21 protein-coding genes and 1 pseudogene are annotated in these 20,439 nt (G+C 39.1%); all 22 read left to right on the top strand.

Features of this window, described 5'->3' with window-relative positions:
- Positions 1 to 7 precede the first annotated feature (7 nt).
- Positions 8 to 1,084 carry a peptide chain release factor 1 gene (gene prfA / locus R8923_RS11425; RefSeq protein WP_485872884.1) on the top strand — a complete coding sequence of 359 codons (1,077 nt, stop codon included), beginning with the start codon at positions 8 to 10 and terminating at the stop codon, positions 1,082 to 1,084.
- A complete protein-coding gene (gene prmC, locus R8923_RS11420; protein ID WP_485872883.1) occupies positions 1,074 to 1,931 on the top strand; it encodes a peptide chain release factor N(5)-glutamine methyltransferase in 858 nt (285 codons plus the stop codon). Before prfA ends, prmC begins: the two co-directional genes overlap by 11 nt.
- 519 nt (positions 1,932 to 2,450) lie before the next feature.
- Positions 2,451 to 3,479: an L-threonylcarbamoyladenylate synthase gene (locus tag R8923_RS11415; RefSeq protein WP_485872882.1), complete on the top strand. Its 1,029-nt coding sequence runs from the start codon at positions 2,451 to 2,453 to the stop codon at positions 3,477 to 3,479.
- A gap of 153 nt (positions 3,480 to 3,632) precedes the next feature.
- Positions 3,633 to 4,874 carry a serine hydroxymethyltransferase gene (gene glyA / locus R8923_RS11410; protein WP_485872881.1) on the top strand — a complete coding sequence of 414 codons (1,242 nt, stop codon included), beginning with the start codon at positions 3,633 to 3,635 and terminating at the stop codon, positions 4,872 to 4,874.
- Between the two features lie 133 nt (positions 4,875 to 5,007).
- Positions 5,008 to 5,637, top strand: coding sequence for a uracil phosphoribosyltransferase (upp, locus tag R8923_RS11405; RefSeq protein WP_485872880.1), 630 nt, complete (start codon positions 5,008 to 5,010; stop codon positions 5,635 to 5,637).
- A 13-nt stretch (positions 5,638 to 5,650) separates the two neighbouring features.
- A complete protein-coding gene (gene wecB / locus R8923_RS11400) occupies positions 5,651 to 6,790 on the top strand; it encodes a non-hydrolyzing UDP-N-acetylglucosamine 2-epimerase (protein WP_485872879.1) in 1,140 nt (379 codons plus the stop codon).
- Positions 6,791 to 7,544: 754 nt separating this feature from the next.
- Positions 7,545 to 7,945, top strand: a pseudogene (locus tag R8923_RS11395) (ATP synthase subunit I).
- A gap of 6 nt (positions 7,946 to 7,951) precedes the next feature.
- Positions 7,952 to 8,668 carry a F0F1 ATP synthase subunit A gene (gene atpB / locus R8923_RS11390; RefSeq protein WP_485872878.1) on the top strand — a complete coding sequence of 239 codons (717 nt, stop codon included), beginning with the start codon at positions 7,952 to 7,954 and terminating at the stop codon, positions 8,666 to 8,668.
- Between the two features lie 52 nt (positions 8,669 to 8,720).
- Complete coding sequence (gene atpE / locus R8923_RS11385; protein ID WP_003723467.1) at positions 8,721 to 8,939, top strand: F0F1 ATP synthase subunit C; 219 nt, start codon at positions 8,721 to 8,723, stop codon at positions 8,937 to 8,939.
- A 96-nt stretch (positions 8,940 to 9,035) separates the two neighbouring features.
- Positions 9,036 to 9,545 carry a F0F1 ATP synthase subunit B gene (atpF, locus tag R8923_RS11380; RefSeq protein ID WP_485872877.1) on the top strand — a complete coding sequence of 170 codons (510 nt, stop codon included), beginning with the start codon at positions 9,036 to 9,038 and terminating at the stop codon, positions 9,543 to 9,545.
- Positions 9,542 to 10,081, top strand: coding sequence for a F0F1 ATP synthase subunit delta (locus tag R8923_RS11375; RefSeq protein WP_485872876.1), 540 nt, complete (start codon positions 9,542 to 9,544; stop codon positions 10,079 to 10,081). The genes atpF and R8923_RS11375 overlap by 4 nt, the downstream gene beginning before the upstream one ends.
- Positions 10,082 to 10,108: 27 nt before the next feature.
- Entirely contained in the window at positions 10,109 to 11,623 is a 1,515-nt protein-coding gene (atpA, locus tag R8923_RS11370) for a F0F1 ATP synthase subunit alpha (protein WP_485872875.1), read from the top strand.
- 38 nt (positions 11,624 to 11,661) lie between these two features.
- A complete protein-coding gene (locus R8923_RS11365; protein WP_485872874.1) occupies positions 11,662 to 12,534 on the top strand; it encodes a F0F1 ATP synthase subunit gamma in 873 nt (290 codons plus the stop codon).
- 55 nt (positions 12,535 to 12,589) lie between these two features.
- Positions 12,590 to 14,011, top strand: coding sequence for a F0F1 ATP synthase subunit beta (gene atpD / locus R8923_RS11360; RefSeq protein ID WP_485872873.1), 1,422 nt, complete (start codon positions 12,590 to 12,592; stop codon positions 14,009 to 14,011).
- A 21-nt stretch (positions 14,012 to 14,032) separates the two neighbouring features.
- A complete protein-coding gene (locus R8923_RS11355; RefSeq protein WP_088809717.1) occupies positions 14,033 to 14,434 on the top strand; it encodes a F0F1 ATP synthase subunit epsilon in 402 nt (133 codons plus the stop codon).
- 103 nt (positions 14,435 to 14,537) lie between these two features.
- On the top strand, positions 14,538 to 14,771 hold the full coding sequence (locus tag R8923_RS11350) for a DUF1146 family protein (protein ID WP_485872872.1): 234 nt from the start codon (positions 14,538 to 14,540) through the stop codon (positions 14,769 to 14,771).
- A 179-nt stretch (positions 14,772 to 14,950) separates the two neighbouring features.
- Positions 14,951 to 16,249 (top strand): UDP-N-acetylglucosamine 1-carboxyvinyltransferase, encoded by a 1,299-nt coding sequence (gene murA, locus R8923_RS11345; RefSeq protein WP_485872871.1) that lies wholly within the window; start codon positions 14,951 to 14,953, stop codon positions 16,247 to 16,249.
- Positions 16,250 to 16,384: 135 nt separating this feature from the next.
- Complete coding sequence (gene mreB, locus R8923_RS11340) at positions 16,385 to 17,374, top strand: rod shape-determining protein MreB (protein WP_485872870.1); 990 nt, start codon at positions 16,385 to 16,387, stop codon at positions 17,372 to 17,374.
- A 14-nt stretch (positions 17,375 to 17,388) separates the two neighbouring features.
- A complete protein-coding gene (gene fabZ, locus R8923_RS11335; RefSeq protein WP_485872869.1) occupies positions 17,389 to 17,820 on the top strand; it encodes a 3-hydroxyacyl-ACP dehydratase FabZ in 432 nt (143 codons plus the stop codon).
- A 258-nt stretch (positions 17,821 to 18,078) separates the two neighbouring features.
- Positions 18,079 to 18,441: a single-stranded DNA-binding protein gene (locus tag R8923_RS11330; RefSeq protein WP_485872868.1), complete on the top strand. Its 363-nt coding sequence runs from the start codon at positions 18,079 to 18,081 to the stop codon at positions 18,439 to 18,441.
- A gap of 130 nt (positions 18,442 to 18,571) precedes the next feature.
- Positions 18,572 to 19,312, top strand: a complete 741-nt coding sequence (locus R8923_RS11325; RefSeq protein WP_485872867.1) for a WecB/TagA/CpsF family glycosyltransferase — start codon at positions 18,572 to 18,574, stop codon at positions 19,310 to 19,312.
- A complete protein-coding gene (gene menC / locus R8923_RS11320; RefSeq protein WP_485872866.1) occupies positions 19,309 to 20,421 on the top strand; it encodes an o-succinylbenzoate synthase in 1,113 nt (370 codons plus the stop codon). The genes R8923_RS11325 and menC overlap by 4 nt, the downstream gene beginning before the upstream one ends.
- Positions 20,422 to 20,439: the final 18 nt, after the last annotated feature.

Genomic DNA, 20,439 nt, shown 5'->3' with positions numbered 1-20,439 from the left:
TAAAAATATGTATGACCGATTACAAGCGGTAGAAAATCGCTACGAAGAACTAAATGAACTTTTAAGCGATCCAGAAGTTGTGTCTAATCCAAAGCGTTTGAGAGACTTATCAAAAGAGCAATCTGGAATTGCTGAAACAGTTGAAACATATCGTCACTACAAAGATGTGACAAGCCAAATCGAGGAGACAAAAGAACTCCTTTCTGAAAAGCTTGATGATGATATGCGTGAAATGGCAAAAGAAGAGCTATCTGGTTTGCAGGAAGAAAAAGTGGAATTAGAAGAGAAAATGAAACTGTTACTTGTTCCAAAAGATCCAAATGATGATAAAAATGTTATTATGGAAATCCGCGGAGCAGCTGGTGGTGATGAGGCGGCTTTATTTGCTGGTGATTTATTCCGAATGTATAGCCGCTATGCCGAATCGCGTGGCTATAAAGTTGAAATTATGGATGCCAATCCAACTGGAATTGGTGGGTATAAAGAAGTTATCGCTATGATTACAGGGGACGGGGCCTTTTCTCGTTTGAAGTATGAAAATGGCGCACACCGTGTACAGCGTGTTCCAGAAACCGAATCTGGCGGGCGGATTCATACGTCTACAGCAACTGTTGCCATTCTACCAGAAGCGGAAGATGTTGAAATTGATATTCAAGATAAAGATATTCGAACAGATACATTCGCATCAACTGGTGCGGGCGGGCAAAGTGTCAATACAACCATGTCTGCAGTAAGGTTAACGCATATTCCAACAGGGATTGTCGTATCCATGCAAGATGAACGATCACAGATTAAAAACAAAGAGAAAGCTATGAAAGTATTACGTGCACGTGTTTATGATAAATTTGAAAGTGAAGCACGTGAAGAATATGATGCTACACGTAAGTCTGCTGTTGGAACGGGTGACCGCTCAGAACGCATCCGGACATATAACTATCCGCAAAACCGTGTGACGGATCACCGGATTGGTCTGACCATTCAAAAACTGGACCAAATTATGGAAGGGAAACTGGATGAAATTATTGATGTGCTCATTTTGGAAGATCAAACGAGCAAATTGGAGCATTTAAACGATGCAGAATAAAACCATTTCTTCTGTGTTAAAAGAAGCAAAACAAATTTTAGAGAAGCGGCATTTAGATCTAAATGCCGCTGAAATTTTACTGGAAACACGCCTAGGATACACAAGATCTGAACTTTGGATGCATCTTTTAGACTCGTTTTCTGCTGAAAGTGAAGCATTGTTTCGAATGGATTTCAAGCGTTATTTAGACGGTGAACCTGTTCAGTACATTCTAAATGAAGCGCCGTTTTATGGTTTTGATTTTTATGTGGATGAAAACGTGCTTATTCCCCGTCCGGAAACGGAAGAGCTCGTTTTGCTTGCAGAACGAATCGCACAAAAAGAAGCGTTATGTACGGTTTTGGATATTTGTACGGGGAGTGGAGCAATTGCTGTCGCGCTGAAAAAAAGCGTGCCACACCTTACTGTAGCGGCTTCAGACATATCTAAAGAAGCCCTTTTAGTTGCGAAAAAAAACAGTCAACTTTTAGATGCAGAGGTGGAGTTCGTTGAAACTGATTTAGTAGCAGAGTTTGTCGCAACAAACCGGACTTTTGATATGATTGTTGCCAATCCACCGTATATTGCGGAAGCTGAGCGAAAAGAAATGTCTGATTATGTATTAAAGAATGAACCTGAACTTGCTTTATTCGCCAAAAATAATGGTCTCGCAATGTATGAGCGACTTGCAAATGAGTTGCCGCTCGTAGTAAATGAAAAATTTTGGATTGGCGTTGAAATTGGTTATACACAAGGAAAAGCTGTCCAAAAATTATTTCAGAAAAGTTTTCCACAAGCAGAAGTAGTTATCCACAAAGATATTAACAATAAAGATCGTATCGTTGTATGCTCAAATGTATTGATATAAAGGCGTTCCTTTTAAGGGACGCCTTAAATTTTATCCAGACTTGTGGATAGTAATTTGTGCAAAAAATTTTTTTTAACTAGATTTTAATCTTGAAAATCCACTTATCAACACATTTATCAACATTATCCACAGGTTCACAAAAAATTATCCCCATTGACAAAGTTATTATCCACAGAATGTGGATAATTCAGCCTGATACCAAACAGTAATCTTCGCTGTTAAAGTTTCCATTCCGATGATTACGTACTCGAGTGTGCTCCGCCTTGGCACTCGCCTTTGCCTAGAATTGCACCATTTGACCTGAGACGTTTTATCTTGTGTATACTTCGAGTTTTTCTACAAGTTGAATTCAGACTGGTTTTCTGCATGTCATTAATTTTGCATAAAATTTTTGCTACATATTTATCACCTAGCTGAAATAAATAGACAGAGACATCTATATTTTTTATTCAGACGGGTGTAAAAAAGGTTTAAAAGGGTTAAAATAGAAAATAGCTGGAAGAAAAGGAGTTTTTAAAGATGGAAACGAAACGGTGGAATATTGATCAAGGTAGGCATATATACGAGGAGGCAGCAGAACTCTTGAGAAAAGGTGAGACAGTAGCATTTCCGACAGAAACAGTTTATGGACTCGGGGCTGATGCAACAAATGAGGACGCTGTACAGAAAATTTTTGAGGCAAAAGGACGCCCGTCTGATAACCCGCTGATTGTCCACATTGCAAGTGCGAGCCAAATGGATGAGTTTATTGAGCAAATTCCAGATAAAGCACAAAAACTAATTGATGCATTTTGGCCAGGACCGCTCACGCTTATTTTACCAATGAAAAAAGGTAGCGTAGCAAAAAATGTGACAGCGGGCTTAAATACCGTTGGCGTTCGAATGCCTGTACATCCAGTAGGCTTAGAATTACTCCGCATCACAGGACGCCCGGTAGCTGCGCCAAGCGCTAATCGTTCTGGACGACCAAGCCCTACAACAGCAAGGCACGTAGAAGAAGATTTAACTGGGAAAATTGCGGCGATAATAGATGGCGGGAGTACAGGAGTAGGCTTAGAATCTACCGTTATCGATTTTGCAGGTGAAATGCCCACAATTTTACGTCCTGGCGGTATATCAATTGAGCAAATTCAAGAAATTATTGGCGAAGTGAAAGCCGCTAAAAATATGGAAATAAATGAAGAGACACCAAAGGCACCTGGCATGAAATACACCCACTATGCCCCTGTTGCACCAGTTTATCTAGTGAAAGGCGATATTGCTTTTTGGGAGGAACAAATTAAACTGGCTGAGGAAAATGGCGAAAGTGTTGGCTTGCTTATTTCTGATGAGCTCGCCAGTGAAATTCATTCAGCTGTGAATACAATTAAAATCGGCAGCAGACAAAAAATGGAAGATATAGCAAGACGCTTGTATGACGGCTTACGTCTTTTTGATCATACAAACGTCACGCTTATTTTGGCAGAGCCTTACGAAAGAGATGGAATTGGAGAAGCCATTATGAACCGTTTAGAAAAAGCAGCAGGTAATAAATATTTAACAAAGTGAATGAGTTGTGGAGTGTTTTTTCTGAGTGAAACCCTTCACTTTCGAAATTTACTAAAAAATCGAAAAAAATACTTGCTTTTCACTCAAATTCAAGTAATATTATGGATAATACAAAAATTCACACTATAATAAAAAAGGATGGGGGTCCTCGTATTGGTTTATCTGCAAAAGCAAGACAAGGAAGTTTTTGATGCGATTCGTTTAGAACTCGGAAGACAAAGGAACAACATTGAACTAATTGCATCTGAAAATTTTGTTAGCGAGCAAGTGATGGAGGCAATGGGATCAGTACTCACAAATAAGTATGCAGAAGGGTATCCGCGTAAACGTTATTACGGTGGTTGTGAGTATGTGGATATTGTGGAGGACTTGGCAAGGGACCGCGCGAAACAATTATTTGGCGCAGAATATGCCAACGTACAACCGCATTCTGGGGCACAAGCGAACATGGCGGTTTATCAAGCTGTACTAGAGCCAGGCGACACAGTGCTAGGAATGAATTTAGCGCACGGGGGGCATTTAACACACGGAAGTCCAGTAAATTTTAGTGGGTTATTGTACAATTTTGTCGAATATGGTGTGAGTAAAGAAACAAAGCAAATTGATTACGATATCGTAAGAGCGACGGCATTAGAGCATAAACCAAAAATGATTGTTGCAGGGGCAAGTGCTTATCCCCGCGCAATTGATTTTGCGAAATTCCGTGAAATTGCGGATGAAGTGGGCGCATACTTAATGGTAGACATGGCGCATATTGCTGGTTTAGTGGCGGCAGGTCTTCATCAAAATCCTGTTGAATATGCTGATTTTGTGACAACAACGACACATAAAACGCTGCGTGGTCCGCGTGGTGGACTCATTTTAGCAAAAGCTGAATGGGAAACAAAAATTAATAAAGCAATCTTCCCAGGCATTCAAGGCGGTCCGCTTATGCACGTCATTGCTGGTAAGGCAGTTGCTTTTGGTGAGGCACTTCAGCTAGAATTTAAAGTATACGCATCTCGGATTATTGAAAACTCGAAACAGCTAGCAAAAACGCTTGAGGAAAATGGGGTTCAAGTGTTGACTGGCGGCACAGATAATCATTTATTGCTGATTGATTTAAATCATCTAGGGATTACTGGCAAGGCTGCCGAGGAGGCGCTTGATAGCGTTGGAATCACCGTAAATAAAAACTCCATTCCATTTGAAACAGAAAGTCCGTTTGTGACAAGTGGTATTCGAGTTGGAACAGCAGCAATTACGACACGTGGCTTTGACACGGCTGCAACGCAAATTGTTGGAGAGTTAATTGCAAAGGTCTTGCATAACTTAGAGGACGAAAATGTCCTAGAGGAAGTCGGAACGCAAGTAAGCGAATTAACAAGCAAATACCCGCTCTATCCAGAGCTTTAAACAGAAGAAAGAAGTGGATCTTTTAGATTTGCTTCTTTTTTTGTTGAAAAGAAATGTTTTTGTATTGCACTCGAGCAATGTTCTGATACAATAATGTAGAGGAAATTTTTGAATTTAAAGGAGAGAACAGAAAATGGCGGAAGTACATGTATTAAATCATCCACTTATCCAACATAAATTAACGATTATTCGAGATAAAGATACGGGAACAAAGGCGTTCCGTGAACTTGTGGACGAAGTGGCAACTTTAATGGCTTATGAAATTACGCGCGATATGGAACTGGAAGAAGTGGAAGTGGAAACGCCAATTCAAGTGACGAAAGCAAAATCGCTTGTAGGAAAAAAATTAGGTGTTGTGCCGATTCTACGCGCAGGATTAGGGCTTCAAGATGGCATTTTGAAATTAATTCCAGCAGCAAAGGTTGGTCACGTTGGTCTATACCGCGACCACGACACACTTGAGCCGGTTGAATATTTTGTTAAGCTACCATCTGATGTTGAAGAACGACTGTTTATCGTCGTAGATCCAATGCTTGCAACAGGCGGTTCAGCGATAATGGCGATAGATGCACTAAAGAAACGCGGGGCTAAAAGTATGAAATTCATGTGTCTTGTCGCAGCACCAGAGGGCGTGGAAGCCTTACAAAAAGCACATCCAGATGTGGAAATTTATATTGCTGGATTAGATGAAAAACTAAACGAAGAAGGCTACATCGTGCCAGGTTTGGGCGATGCAGGAGATCGCTTATTCGGGACGAAATAAAGGAGTCTGTATGATGAAAAAGATAAAAGTCATGAGTGTTTTTGGGACACGACCAGAGGCGATTAAAATGGCACCACTCGTTTTAGCATTAGAAAATTCACCTGAAAAATTTGAGTCGACGGTTGTTATTACTGCGCAACATCGAGAAATGTTAGATCAGGTACTTGGAATTTTTAAAGTAAAACCAGACGTAGATTTAAACATTATGCAAGCAGGTCAAACACTTAGTGACATTACGTCGCGCGTCTTATCTGGGCTAGTCGAAGTGATTCGTGAGCAAAAGCCTGATATCGTGCTCGTCCACGGAGATACAACTACGAGCTTCGCGGCAGCATTAGCAGCCTTTTATGAGCAAACAGCTATCGGACACGTCGAAGCAGGGCTTAGAACATGGAATAAATATTCACCTTTCCCGGAAGAAATGAACCGCCAGCTAACAGGCGTAATGGCCGACTTGCATTTTTCACCGACGGAAACATCGAAAGAAAACCTTTTACGTGAAAATAAAGTAGAAGAAACGATTTTCATAACAGGGAATACCGCAATTGATGCACTGAAAACTACCGTGCAAGACAACTACAGTCATCCGATTCTAGATGGATTAGGAGATAACCGCCTCATTCTTATGACCGCGCACCGTCGCGAAAATTTAGGTGCCCCTATGCAAGGGATGTTCGAAGGTGTACGCCAAATTGTTGAGGAGCGAGAAGATGTTGAGCTTGTTTATCCAATGCACAAAAACCCTGCAGTACGCGAAAAAGCGGTGGCAATTCTAGGTGGTCATGACCGAATTCATCTCATTGAACCACTCGGTGCAATTGATTTCCATAATTTCTTAAAGAAAGCCTATCTTGTATTTACTGATTCCGGTGGTGTTCAAGAAGAAGCGCCTGGCATGGGCGTCCCCGTCCTAGTACTACGCGACACAACTGAACGCCCCGAGGGAGTCGCTGCTGGCACGCTAAAGCTAATTGGTACCGCAAAAGAATCGCTAATTAAAGAAGCTCTTCTTTTGCTTGATTCTAAAGAAGTACATGAAAAAATGAGTCAAGCAGCCAATCCATATGGTGACGGAGAAGCATCTAGGCGTATTTTAGAAGCGATTTCACATCATTTTAATGGAACAAAACGCCCAGCTGATTTTGGAATATAAAGTTCAGAGCGACTACACTTTGTAGTCGCTTTTTATGAAGAAATCTAATGAAAACGCATTATTATTACAGATGTGTTACATGACTAGATTTGACTAGAGCTTTTTGTAAACATGTGATAAGATGTTCAATGTTATAAACTAAAGAGCCCAAAAAACTAGCTTTTCATTTAACCTAGGGATAGAACGCTATAAAGCATTCGCATGAATCCCGCCGGCACTTGTGCTGACAGAATTTAGAGGATGCTTGGGCGTTAAAAAATTAGGATAATGAGTCATAGTTTTTTCCGTTCTTTTATTGGGAAAGAACTTTTGATTTGCGTTGTCTGCAAAATAATAAAGTCTTTTGCCAATAGGTAAAAGCTTTTTTTATTTTAGTGATGTTTGTGAAAATAAACACGAGATGCAATCAAGCTATTACATGTTTTTTCTCAGCGAATCGGAGGTGTTCATTTTTGGTAGATTCCTTGTAAATGATATTTTTAGCTTTTTTTAACAAAAACGCAGTCAAATATTTTATGCCTTCGCTAGATTATGGTACTATTATCTAGTAAGAATATAATGGTTTTGTGAAAGTATATTGACTTTTCCCTTTTCTCTGTTGTATTCTTAAAAATGACACGCTGATAAGGCTTTCATGTGTCATGAAGAAATAAAAATGGTTGTAAAATGTGTCTGTTTTCACAAAGTTTTACAACTTGCTCCGAATGATGAAGCAATTTGAGAGTGCAACTGAAACAGAAAGGACTGCAACTTAATGTTAGAATCGCTAATAGGAATGTACCATCGTCATCAGAAGTATCTTGTCATTTTTATTGCTCTATGCCTCGTTGGATGGTTTCTCACGCCATATGTACATATTTTCTTAGGGCTAAAACTGGGACTCATCGTTGGCTGGTTTAATTACTGGTTACTTATGAGACGGACGCAGGCAATGACAAAAGCACTTGCTGAGAATAGAAGTTTTTACGGTATGGGGACAACAGCTAGAATGGGGAGTATGGTACTTGCGACAATTATCGCAACTCAAATTCCTGATTATTTTCATGTCTATAGCGTAATAATTGGTCTAGGAATCGCCTATGCAGTCATCTTTTTAGATTTCATACTCTATTCCTTATATCGGAGAAAAAAAAGTTAACAAAAAGAGAGGGGTGAACCAAATTGGAAGAAAACTTTCCCGTGGTCCGTTTCTTAGGATTAGATTTTAATTTATCTAATGTTCTAATGATTTCTATTACTTGTATTATCGTTTTAGCAATCGCTATTCTCTGTACGCGGAACTTAAAGCGCCGACCTACAGGGAAACAAAATTTCATCGAATGGGTGATGGATTTTGTGCGCGGTATTATAAACAGTAATATGGACTGGAAAACTGGTGGAAGATTTCATGTGTTAGGTATTACTCTAATAATGTTTATTTTCGTGGCGAATATGCTAGGGGTTATTACTTCCGTTGCTGTTCACGATGAAGTATGGTGGCGTTCACCCACAGCTGATCCAATTGTAACTTTAACACTTGCTATTATGGTGCTAGCGCTAACGCATTATTATGGTGTTAAGATGCGAGGATTCAAACATTATTTTGTGGGCACATACTTTAGCCCAATGAAATTCCTATTTCCATTAAAATTAGTGGAAGAATTTGCCAACACATTAACACTTGGGTTGCGGCTCTACGGTAATATATTTGCCGGTGAGGTGTTGCTTACTATTATCGCAACACAACTTGCGCATATCAATGTGTTTACCGGAGTGCTTGCTATTATTCCGGCACTTGCATGGCAAGGATTCTCAGTATTCATTGGAGCAATTCAAGCCTATATTTTCACAATGTTAACAATGGTTTATATGTCACACAAAGTTAGTGATGAACATTAAGCAATTCGTATAAATTTAAAAATTAAACAAGAATTTGAGGAGGATATTAATTATGTCTTTAGGTGTTATTGCAGCTGCAATCGCAGTAGGTTTAGGTGCACTGGGTGCAGGTATTGGTAATGGTCTTATTGTTTCTAAAACTGTCGAGGGTGTTGCTCGTCAACCAGAAGCTCGTTCTATGCTACAAACAATCATGTTCATCGGTATCGGTTTGGTTGAAGCCCTTCCTATCATCGCAGTCGTAATTGCGTTCATGGTACTGAATAAATAATCAGTCATTAAAGAAAACCGGGGAATATCACCCCGTTTCTTTGAGTAAACGAAACGCAAGGTTTTTAGCGAATGTTTGGAAAGGAGTGAAACAGACGTGTTACAACCACATTTAGTCGTAGGTAGTTTTACAGTCGGCGATACTTTCTTCACGTTATTTACATTTGCACTTTTATTGGTTCTCATTCGTATTTTTGCATGGAAACCACTTATGAATGTGATGAAAGAACGGGAAGAACATATTGCTTCAGAAATAGATTCTGCCGAAGAAAGCCGTGCTCAAGCGGAAAGTCTTCTTGCAGAACAACGAGAAGTATTAAAACAAGCACGTATTGAGTCGCAAACAATGATTGAAAATGCTAAGCAACTTGGTGAAAAAGAGCGTGAAGAAATCATTAAAGCAGCTCGCCAGGAATCGGATAGACTGAAAGAGGAAGCGAAAACCGAAATCATTCGCGAAAAAGAAGATGCTATTTCCGCACTTCGTGAACAAGTGGGTTCCTTATCTGTACTTATTGCGTCTAAAGTTATCGAGAAAAATCTGGATGAAAAAGCACAAAGCGACTTGATCCAAGATTACATCGAAAGGTTAGGCGATGATAAATGAGTAAGGATTTGGAAGTTGCAAGTCGCTATGCCACAGCAATTTTTCAAGTAGCTGAAGAAAAAAATCTTGTAGCACAGTTTAAAGAAGAGCTTTCCAGCGTGAAAGAAGCTTTAACGACGAATCCAGATTTTGTAAAACTACTTGAAAATCCGACGCTTACGACTGAGCAAAAGAAAAGTCTTGCCAGCGCCGTTTTTAAAGATATTAACGAAACGCTTCGAGATTTTATCTTTCTATTAATTGATCGTGGTCGCGAAGATTATTTAATGGTCATTGCGGATGTTTACGCAGCACGTGTAAATGATTTAGAAGGCGTAGCAGAAGCCGATGTTTATTCTGTTGTCCCACTTTCTGACGCAGAGCAGGCATCAATTTCAGCAGCCTTTGCAAGAAAATTAAATAAGAAAAAACTTCATATTCGAAATCATGTGGATAAATCTTTATTAGGTGGCGTCCGTGTGGTGATTGGAACCCGTATTTATGATGATAGTCTAAAAATGAAATTAAAGGACATGGAACGGCAAATAAAAGCCTAGTTTCCGTTTTAACGAGGGGTGAAATTGATGAGCATTAAGGCTGAAGAAATCAGCTCCATTATTAAGCAGCAGATTGAGAACTATCAAAGCGAATTAAAAGTAAGTGAAGTAGGAACAGTTACTTACATCGGTGATGGTATCGCGCGTGCTCATGGACTTGATAATGCGATGGCCGGAGAACTATTAGAATTCTCAAATGGTGTAATGGGTATGGCCCAAAACTTGGAAACAAATGATGTTGGTATCATCATTTTAGGCCCTTACACTGAAATCCGTGAAGGCGATGAAGTTCGTCGTACAGGTAAAATTATGGAAGTTCCAGTTGGCGATGCGCTTATCGGACGCGTTGTTGATTCGCTAGGACAGCCAGTTGATGGCTTAGGTCCCATTGAAACAACAGCTACTCGCCCAATTGAAGCAGTTGCACCAGGTGTTATGCAACGTCAATCGGTTTCCGAGCCACTTCAAACTGGTATTAAAGCAATTGATGCCCTTGTACCAATTGGTCGTGGGCAACGTGAACTTATTATCGGTGACCGCCAAACGGGTAAAACATCTGTTGCTATCGATACAATTTTAAATCAAGCTGACCAAGATATGGTTTGTATCTATGTGGCAATCGGCCAAAAAGAATCGACAGTTCGTACCGCTGTTGAAACTTTACGTAAACACGGTGCGCTCGACTACACAATTGTAGTTACTGCAGCCGCATCACAACCGGCGCCTTTACTATACCTAGCTCCTTATGCTGGTGTAGCAATGGGTGAAGAGTTCATGTATAACGGCAAGCATGTATTAATCGTATACGATGATTTATCCAAACAAGCCGCAGCTTACCGTGAACTCTCCTTACTTCTTCGTCGTCCTCCAGGTCGCGAAGCTTATCCAGGGGATGTGTTCTACTTGCACTCTCGTTTATTAGAGCGTGCAGCAAAGCTGAGTGACGCACTTGGTGGGGGATCTATTACCGCGCTTCCGTTTGTTGAAACACAAGCAGGTGATATTTCCGCGTATATTCCAACAAATGTTATCTCGATTACGGATGGACAAATATTCTTACAATCCGACCTATTCTTCTCGGGTGTAAGGCCAGCGATTAATGCCGGACTTTCTGTATCCCGTGTAGGTGGATCAGCACAAATTAAAGCAATGAAAAAAGTTGCTGGGACACTTCGTCTTGACTTAGCCGCTTACCGTGAGCTAGAATCCTTCTCACAATTCGGCTCAGACCTAGATGCAGCAACTCGTTCTAAGCTAGAACGTGGTAAACGCACAGTTGAAGTATTGAAGCAAGATTTACACAAACCTTTAAAAGTAGAAAAACAAGTTTTAATTTTATATGCATTGGTGCACAACTATCTGGACGATATTCCAGTTCATGACGTTCTCCGCTTTGAGTCCGAAATGAATACATGGTTTGACCATAATCGTTCTGAACTATTAGAAGAGATTCGTACGACAAAAACTCTTCCTGATGAAGAAAAGCTAAATAGCGCACTAAATGAATTTAAAAATACTTTTGTTCCAAGTGAGGAAAAATAAATTTTCTCAAATCGGAATATAAAAGGTGGTGAAAATCTTTGGCATCTTTAATTGATATCAAACAACGAATTACATCAACGAAAAAAACTAGTCAAATCACAAAAGCAATGCAAATGGTGTCAGCATCCAAACTTGGAAAAGCGGAATCGAATGCCCGATCCTATGCACCTTACGTTTCCAAAATCCATGATGTGGTAACGCATATCGCCGCAACAGGAAACAGTTCTGACCATCCTATGCTTGTTTCAAGACCTGTAAAACGAACAGGTTATATCGTAATTACTTCTGATACAGGCCTTGCTGGCTCGTACAACAGTTCTGTAATTAAAGAAGTATTTCAGGAAATCTCAACCAAACATAATTCAAGTGAAGAGTATGCGATTATCGCAATAGGTCGTAATGCCCGCGATTTCTTCAAAATGCGTCAGATGAATATTGTCCTTGAAGTTCAAGGTATTTCAGATCATCCAGCATTTGCTGAAATTAAAGATATAGCAAGCAATGCTGTTCAAATGTTTGAAGACGGTGTGTATGACGAAGTATTTGTTTACTATAATCATCACATTAACTCGATTTCAAGCGAGCTACGCCGTGAGCAATTACTACCACTCACGCAGTTCAAAGATGCAAGTACTGAAACCGAAAAAGATTTAACCGTCTACGAATTTGAACCTTCCGAACAAGAAATTCTAGAAGTTCTACTACCTCAGTATGTAGAAAGCTTAATTTTCGGGGCGCTACTCGATGCTAAGGCAGCTGAACACGCTGCTAGAATGACAGCAATGAGAAGCGCGACTGATAATGCACAAGATTTAATTGGTGACTTGTCACTTCAGTATAACCGTGCTCGCCAAGCTGCGATCACACAAGAAATTACCGAAATCGTTGGTGGTGCAGCCGCGCTCGAATAGTAAGCTATTTGAAACGACTTAACCTGCGAAACCGTAAGTAAGGAGGAAAAATCGCATGACGAAAGGACGAGTAATCCAAGTAATGGGTCCAGTTGTAGATGTTAAATTTGATGGCGGTAATTTGCCAGAAATCTACAATGCCCTTACAGTGGAATATCAAACTCAGTCAAAAGAACAAGCTACAAATCATCTTACTTTAGAAGTTGCTATCCAATTGGGAGATGATGTCGTTCGTACAATTGCAATGGCATCCACTGATGGAATTCAAAGAGGTATGGAAGTAATCGATACAGGCAGCCCAATTACAGTCCCTGTTGGAAGTATCACTCTAGGTCGCGTATTTAATGTTTTAGGAGATACTATTGACCTTGATGAGCCAATTTCAAATGATGTTTTGCGCAATAAAATTCATCATTCAGCACCAACTTTTGACCAATTATCAACAACAACAGAAATTCTTGAAACTGGAATTAAAGTTGTAGATTTACTAGCGCCCTATGTAAAAGGCGGTAAAATAGGCTTGTTTGGTGGAGCTGGTGTTGGGAAAACAGTTTTAATTCAAGAACTTATCCATAATATCGCTCAAGAGCATGGTGGTATTTCGGTATTTGCCGGTGTTGGAGAACGTACGCGTGAAGGTAACGACCTTTATTTTGAAATGAAAGATTCTGGCGTTATTGAAAAGACGGCTATGGTATTTGGTCAAATGAATGAGCCACCTGGTGCACGTATGCGTGTTGCCTTAACAGGCTTAACAATTGCTGAATATTTCCGTGATGTAGAACATCAAGATGTTTTATTATTCATTGATAATATTTTCCGTTTCACACAAGCTGGTTCAGAGGTTTCCGCCTTATTAGGCCGGATGCCATCTGCTGTAGGTTATCAACCTACTTTAGCCACTGAGATGGGGCAACTTCAAGAGCGTATCACGTCTACAAATGTAGGATCAGTTACTTCTATTCAAGCGATTTATGTGCCAGCCGATGATTATACGGATCCGGCTCCAGCAACGACCTTTGCCCACTTAGATGCAACGACAAACCTTGAACGTAAATTAACAGAACAAGGGATTTATCCAGCGGTAGATCCGCTTGCTTCAACTTCACGTGCGCTTTCTCCAGAAATTGTTGGTGAAGAACATTATGAGGTTGCAACTCAAGTTCAACAACTGTTGCAACGCTACAAAGAATTGCAAGATATCATAGCAATTCTAGGTATGGATGAATTGTCCGACGAAGATAAGCAAGCTGTTGCACGTGCGCGCCGCGTTCAATTCTTCTTGTCACAAAACTTCCATGTTGCTGAACAATTTACAAGTCAACCAGGTTCCTATGTTCCTGTAAAAGAAACAGTAAAAGGCTTTAAGGATATTTTAGCTGGTAAATATGACCACATTCCTGAAGATACTTTCCGTTCTGTAGGACGTATTGAAGAAGTTTTGGAAAAAGCTAAAACTCAAGGAATCGAAGTTTAATAAAAACAGGAGGAGATACGTGTGAGTGAACTAAACGTTAGTATCGTTACTCCAGATGGCCCTGTTTATGAAGGTAAAGCGAATATGGTTATCGCCAGAACAAAGGCCGGTGAACTCGGTATCTTACATGGTCACGTACCACTTGTAGCACCACTTAAAATCGATGTTGTTCGATTAAAACAAGAGTCAGGTGAAGAGTGGATTGCCGTTAACGGTGGTTTTATGGAAGTGAATGGTGAGGAAGTCAATATTTTGGCTGATACCGCCGAGCGTGAACAAGATATTGATATTGATCGTGCAGAGCGTGCGAAAACGCGTGCGGAAGAACGATTACAACAAGCTAAAGATCAAAAAGTGGATGAAATCATGGCTCAAGTTGCTTTGCAAAAAGCCATTAACCGAATTCACGCGAAAAAACATTAAATTTTTAAAGTCCCATTATTTAGTGGGGCTTTTTCGTGTCTTTTTATCATATTCTTTGATAAGATGAATAAGTATTTATTCTCTTAATAAAGGTGTGTTTAATTTGTACAACGTTGTCATGGAGCAACCAGCAACTATTATTATTTCTCATCTCTTATTTATTGTTATCGTATTTTGGGCATTGCAAGCTGTTCGATATGAGAAAGTCATCAGTAAAAATCGAGTGGTTCAAGCAAGACTATTATTTGCCATTCTATCCATTGTCATCGGCTATTTATTAAGTAGTTTCTTCTTGGAGTTTCTATCAGCTTTTAAGCAGCTCACACAATTGCTATAGATGAAATGTTTAGAAAGTGTGAAATTGGTAAATAAACATAAAGTATGAATTGTTTTTTAGTTAAATTAAGTTGATATTTAAGTAGCAATGATGTTAAAATGATTTAGATGTGTATTAAATTCCATATAATTAAATTAAAAATAGATTTTTGAAGTTTGACTAACTCGGAGGGATATGTTTTGGAAAAAATGATTGTACGTGGAGGAAAAAAGCTAACAGGTAGCGTAAAAGTTGAAGGCGCAAAGAATGCCGTATTACCAGTTATAGCTGCTACACTCCTTGCTAGTAAAGGTAAAAGTGTTTTAAAGAATGTTCCTAGTTTATCGGATGTATATACAATTAATGAAGTGTTGAAATACTTACAGGCAGATGTAACGTTTGAAGGCGATGTTGTAACTGTTGATGCAACGGGTGAGATTTCATCTGATGCTCCTTTTGAATACGTCCGTAAAATGAGAGCCTCTATTGTTGTTATGGGACCTTTATTGGCGCGTACAGGTAGTGCACGAGTTGCGCTTCCAGGAGGATGTGCAATTGGTTCACGCCCTGTAGACCTTCATCTTAAAGGTTTTGAGGCTATGGGAGCTACGGTGAAAATTGAAAATGGTTATATTGAGGCTACAGCCGACCGCTTAAAAGGTGCAAAGGTTTATTTAGATTTTCCAAGTGTTGGCGCGACTCAAAATATTATGATGGCCGCTACGCTTGCTGAAGGAACAACGGTTATTGAAAACGTTGCAAGAGAACCAGAAATTGTTGACTTAGCCAATTTCTTAAACCAAATGGGTGCACGTGTTATCGGTGCTGGTACTGAGGTTATTCGTATCGAAGGTGTACAAGAATTAACAGCCACAGAACATTCTATTATCCCGGACCGCATTGAAGCAGGAACTTTCATGATTGCTGCAGCCATTACGCAAGGTAATATTTTTATTGAAGATGCTGTTCCTGAACATATTAGCTCGCTTATTGCAAAGCTTGAAGAAATGGGCGTACAAATTATTGAAGAAGAAACTGGTGTCCGAGTTATCGGTCCAGAAAAATTAAAAGCTGTTGATGTTAAAACAATGCCACATCCAGGGTTTCCAACAGATATGCAATCACAAATGATGGTCATCCAAATGCTTAGTGAGGGAACTAGCGTGATGACAGAAACTGTTTTTGAAAATCGTTTTATGCATGTTGAAGAAATGCGGCGTATGAATGCAGACATGAAAATAGAAGGTCATTCTGTTATTATTAATGGTCCTGCAAAACTTCAAGGTGCTGAAGTTGCAGCGACGGACTTGCGCGCTGCTGCTGCACTTATTTTAGCTGGACTTGTAGCTGATGGTTATACACAAGTAACGGAATTAAAATATTTGGACCGTGGTTACAATGACTTCCACGGCAAATTGCGTAGCTTAGGCGCAGAGATTGAGCGTGTTTCAGCTGAAGTTATTAATGAAAAAGGTTTAGAAGCTATTTTTGTAAAATAATTTCTAAAAAGAACTTTCTCGCTAGAAGGTTCTTTTTTTTATTTTAAAAATAGTTTTCGAGTAGAAGTAAATTATGCTATAATTCAAACTGTGAGAGTAGTGACTGTTAGACAACAGAGAAAGGGGTAATAAATTTTGGCTAAAGATGTTGGAATCGATTTAGGGACAGCTAATGTATTAATTCATGTAAAAGGTAGAGGTATCGTAATTAATGAACCTTCGGTAGTAGCCGTAAATAATAAAACTGGAGAAGTTTTAGCGGTAGGGACAGAAGCCTATAATATGGTTGGCCGTACACCAGGTGACATTACCGCAATTAAACCAATGAAAGATGGCGTCATTGCAGATTTTGATATTGTTCAAGAGATGTTACACTTCTTTTTGCAAAAATTAAATCTAAAAACATTTTTTTCCAGACCACGTATTTTAATTTGTTGTCCAACAAATATTACTTCTGTGGAACAAAAAGCAATTAGAGAAGTTGCTGAGAAGAGTGGCGGAAAACAAGTCTTTTTAGAAGAAGAACCTAAAGTTGCAGCAATTGGATCTGGTATGGAGATTTTTGAACCAAGTGGGAATATGGTTATTGATATTGGTGGTGGAACTGCCGATATTGCAGTTTTATCAATGGGTGATATAGTAACAAGCCAGTCAGTTAAAATTGCAGGTAACCAGTGGGACCAAGATATTCTTCAGTACATAAAACGAAAATACAATTTATTAATTGGTGAGAGAACAGCAGAAACATTGAAGATGACCATTGGAACTGCTGTAAAAGATTTGAAGACAGAGACTATGGATATTCGCGGTCGTGATTTAGTTAGTGGACTACCTCGAACGATTACAGTATCGAGTGATGAGGTAGAAGAAGCGCTGCATGAGTCATTAAGAAATATTATTCATGCTGCTAAGCAAGTGCTAGAAAAAACACCACCTGAACTATCCGCTGATATTATTGATAGAGGCATTATCATGACAGGTGGTGGTTCATTGCTCCATGGATTAGCTGATTTAATGTCAGAGGAATTAAAGGTGCCAGTTTTGATTACTGAAAGTCCACTTGACGTTGTAGCCATTGGAACAGGTATACTTTTAGAATCACTAGGTAAAAAGAAACGCAGTTAGGAAAGGTGCTAGTTATGTTAGATATAAAACAAATAAAAGAGCTTTTGCCGCATCGCTATCCATTTTTGCTTGTTGATCGAGTGATTGAAATGGAAGCTGGCAAAAGAGTAGTAGCAATAAAAAATGTTTCTGCAAATGAACCTTTTTTTAATGGTCATTTTCCTGAGTACCCAGTAATGCCAGGAGTACTTATTGTTGAAGCGTTAGCACAAACTTGCGGAATTGCGATTGTTCAAGGCCCTGAAAATAAAGGTAAAATAGGTTTGTTTGCTGGAATTGATAAATGCCGATTCAAACGTCAAGTTGTTCCTGGGGATCAGTTGAAATTAGAAGCTGAAATCACTCGTTTGCGCGGAGCAATTGCTAAAGCGAATGTTAAAGCCACGGTTCTTGATGATGTCGTTTGCGAAGCTGAGATTATGGTTGCGCTAAGTGATGCAGAATAACCACCGAGAGTCTAACCTTAGATGGTTAGGCTTTTTGCATGCCCTGAATTTCTGCTTTTATCTTAGCATGATGCAAGATAAATGAAAAATACTTAAAATGACAATTTGAAGGGATAAAAAGTCTGAAAAATAAAAAATTCTATGGAAAAATCACTTGATTTTGGTATTTTAGACGCTCAAAATATGATTTTAATGTTTTTACAAAAAAAGTAAGGTCTTGTATGATAGTGCAAAATTAAGAAATGAGGTATTTTGAGAATGATAAATCAAGTAACGATTGTAGGTAGATTGACAAAAGATCCCGAACTGCGTATAACTTCTGATGATAAAGTTGTACTTAATTTCACATTAGCATTAAATCGATTTGGAAAGGCAAAACGTTTTGATCAGGATGCAGATTTTGTGCCATGTGTTGCATGGGGAAGGAGGGCAGAAGAAATATGTAATTACTGCGAAAAGGGTATGTTAGTTGGAGTTGTTGGAGAATTACAAACGAGAAGTTATGTAAATAAAGATGAAAATCGGATTTATGTGATGGAGGTATTAACGAGAAAAATAAGATACTTAAGCTCTAACAAACCTAATTTTCTAGGAAATCCTTCTACTGAAGCAACTCAATAAACTATAAAGTTGCAATGGTTTATAACCACATGCAAATATGTATGTGGTTTTTCTGCTATCAGTATAGGAGTTCACACTCTTTTATGGTAAACTAAAGTATAATCTTCAATAAAAACAGGAGTTAGGAATTATGACTACAAAAAATGTTGAAATTTTAGGGATTCCCTTTATACATATATCACAAGCCGATTTCATAACACAGTTATTACAGGATGCTTTAGAACAAAAAAAGCGCTTTGTAGTGACGGCGAATCCTGAAATTGTAATGAATACGAGAAATGATGCTGACTTTAAGCAAGTTGTATTAAAAGCGGACTATATTACGCCAGATGGTGTTGGAATTATTATGGCCGCTAAGCGTCAAGGAACTCCACTTCCTGAGCGGGTTACGGGATTTGATACAATGCAAGGTATCTTAAAACAAGCTTCAAATTATGATTTAAAAGTGTATTTTTTAGGTGCTAAACCAGAAGTGAATGAGGCGCTTAAAGAAAAATTGAGAAATGCTTTTCCTAAATTAACTGTGGCTGGCTGTAGGCATGGGTACTTTAAATTGCAAGAAAGTGCGGAAATTGCTCAGGAAATTAAAGTATCTGGGGCTGACTTTGTATTTGTAGCATTAGGGTCACCTACACAAGAAAAATGGATTATGTCACATTTTAGTATGTTTGAAAAAGGGATCTTTATGGGTGTAGGAGGTTCTTTTGATATTTTGTCTGGAACAATTAAAAGGGCGCCTAAAATTATTATAAAACTTCGAATTGAATGGATATATCGATTTGTAACTAATCCTTCTAGATGGCGTCGCTTTTTTGCAATTCCGCAATTTATGCGTGCTGTAAGTCGTGAAAATAAGCAGGTGCAAAAATGAGAATTCAAAGTGCAAATCTTTTTAAAGTAAGCCTACCACTAATTGAGCCGTTTCGAACAAGCTACGGTGTTTTAGAGGAGAAAACATTTTTTCTTATAAAACTAGTAGATGAAAATGGAATGATTGGGTACGGAGAGCTAGATGCTTTTTTGTTGCCAGATTACACGGAGGAAACGCTCGATACAGCAGCATATATTATCCGAACAATTTTACTTCCAAGGTTGAAAAAAAGAACGCTGACAAAGCCAAGTGATGTGCGTGAAACTTTTTCTTGGATAAAAGGAAATGAAATGGCCAAAGCCGCAATTGATTCTGCGTGTTATGATTTGTTTGCTAAACGTAGTCGCGTTTCGTTATCTGCCTATCTAGGTGCAAAACGGAAAGGAGTTCCGGTTGGAGTAAGTATTGGCATTCAAAATTCGGCATTCGAATTGGTTTCACTTGTCGAGAAATATGTGGATGCAGGGTATAGACGTGTAAAGGTGAAAATTAAACCAGGTTCGGATTTGGAGTTTTTGCAAGCTGTACGTTCGAATTTTCCGGATTTAATTCTGATGGCTGATGCAAATTCGGCTTACACGCGTGCTGAAACGCCACTTTTTCAAAAGATGGATGAACTTCATCTTGCAATGATTGAGCAACCTTTTGGTGTACGTGATTTAGTGGATCATGCTTTTTTGCAAAAACAAATTCAAACACCTATTTGCTTAGATGAAAATATTCGCTCTTTAAAAGATGTCTTTCAGGCGCATGAATTGGGTAGTGCAAAAGCAATTAATTTAAAAATGGCGCGTGTTGGTGGTCATACAGAAGCATTAGAAATCGCAAAGTTCTGCAAGCAAAACGGATTAATTGTATGGTGTGGAGGTATGCTTGAGGCAGGAATCGGTCGTGCCCATAATATTGCACTTGCAGCTCGAGAGGAATTTCAGTTTCCAGGAGATATTTCAGCTACCAAACGATATTTTAAACATGATATAATAAAAGAGAATTTTGAACTTGTAGATGGAGAGATAGAAGTTCCACGTGGTCCTGGGCTTGGAGTTCAAATAGATGAGAAGAACTTGCAACGATTCACACAAGCTGAATGGGAGATTTTGCTAGGTTAGAGAATGGAGCTGAAACAG

This window comes from Listeria tempestatis (assembly GCF_963575625.1).
Taxonomy (GTDB): Bacteria; Bacillota; Bacilli; order Lactobacillales; family Listeriaceae; genus Listeria; species Listeria tempestatis.
This window is presented reverse-complemented; position numbering and strand designations above follow the sequence as displayed.

What these genes read in the sequence shown, in the direction of transcription:
- prfA (WP_485872884.1), top strand. Translation starts at nt 8, where the DNA reads ATGTATGACCGATTACAAGCGGTAGAAAATCGCTACGAAGAACTAAAT.
- prmC (WP_485872883.1), top strand. Translation starts at nt 1,074, where the DNA reads ATGCAGAATAAAACCATTTCTTCTGTGTTAAAAGAAGCAAAACAAATT.
- R8923_RS11415 (WP_485872882.1), top strand. Translation starts at nt 2,451, where the DNA reads ATGGAAACGAAACGGTGGAATATTGATCAAGGTAGGCATATATACGAG.
- upp (WP_485872880.1), top strand. Translation starts at nt 5,008, where the DNA reads ATGGCGGAAGTACATGTATTAAATCATCCACTTATCCAACATAAATTA.
- wecB (WP_485872879.1), top strand. Translation starts at nt 5,651, where the DNA reads ATGAAAAAGATAAAAGTCATGAGTGTTTTTGGGACACGACCAGAGGCG.
- atpE (WP_003723467.1), top strand. Translation starts at nt 8,721, where the DNA reads ATGTCTTTAGGTGTTATTGCAGCTGCAATCGCAGTAGGTTTAGGTGCA.
- R8923_RS11375 (WP_485872876.1), top strand. Translation starts at nt 9,542, where the DNA reads ATGAGTAAGGATTTGGAAGTTGCAAGTCGCTATGCCACAGCAATTTTT.
- atpA (WP_485872875.1), top strand. Translation starts at nt 10,109, where the DNA reads ATGAGCATTAAGGCTGAAGAAATCAGCTCCATTATTAAGCAGCAGATT.
- atpD (WP_485872873.1), top strand. Translation starts at nt 12,590, where the DNA reads ATGACGAAAGGACGAGTAATCCAAGTAATGGGTCCAGTTGTAGATGTT.
- fabZ (WP_485872869.1), top strand. Translation starts at nt 17,389, where the DNA reads ATGTTAGATATAAAACAAATAAAAGAGCTTTTGCCGCATCGCTATCCA.
- R8923_RS11330 (WP_485872868.1), top strand. Translation starts at nt 18,079, where the DNA reads ATGATAAATCAAGTAACGATTGTAGGTAGATTGACAAAAGATCCCGAA.
- R8923_RS11325 (WP_485872867.1), top strand. Translation starts at nt 18,572, where the DNA reads ATGACTACAAAAAATGTTGAAATTTTAGGGATTCCCTTTATACATATA.
- menC (WP_485872866.1), top strand. Translation starts at nt 19,309, where the DNA reads ATGAGAATTCAAAGTGCAAATCTTTTTAAAGTAAGCCTACCACTAATT.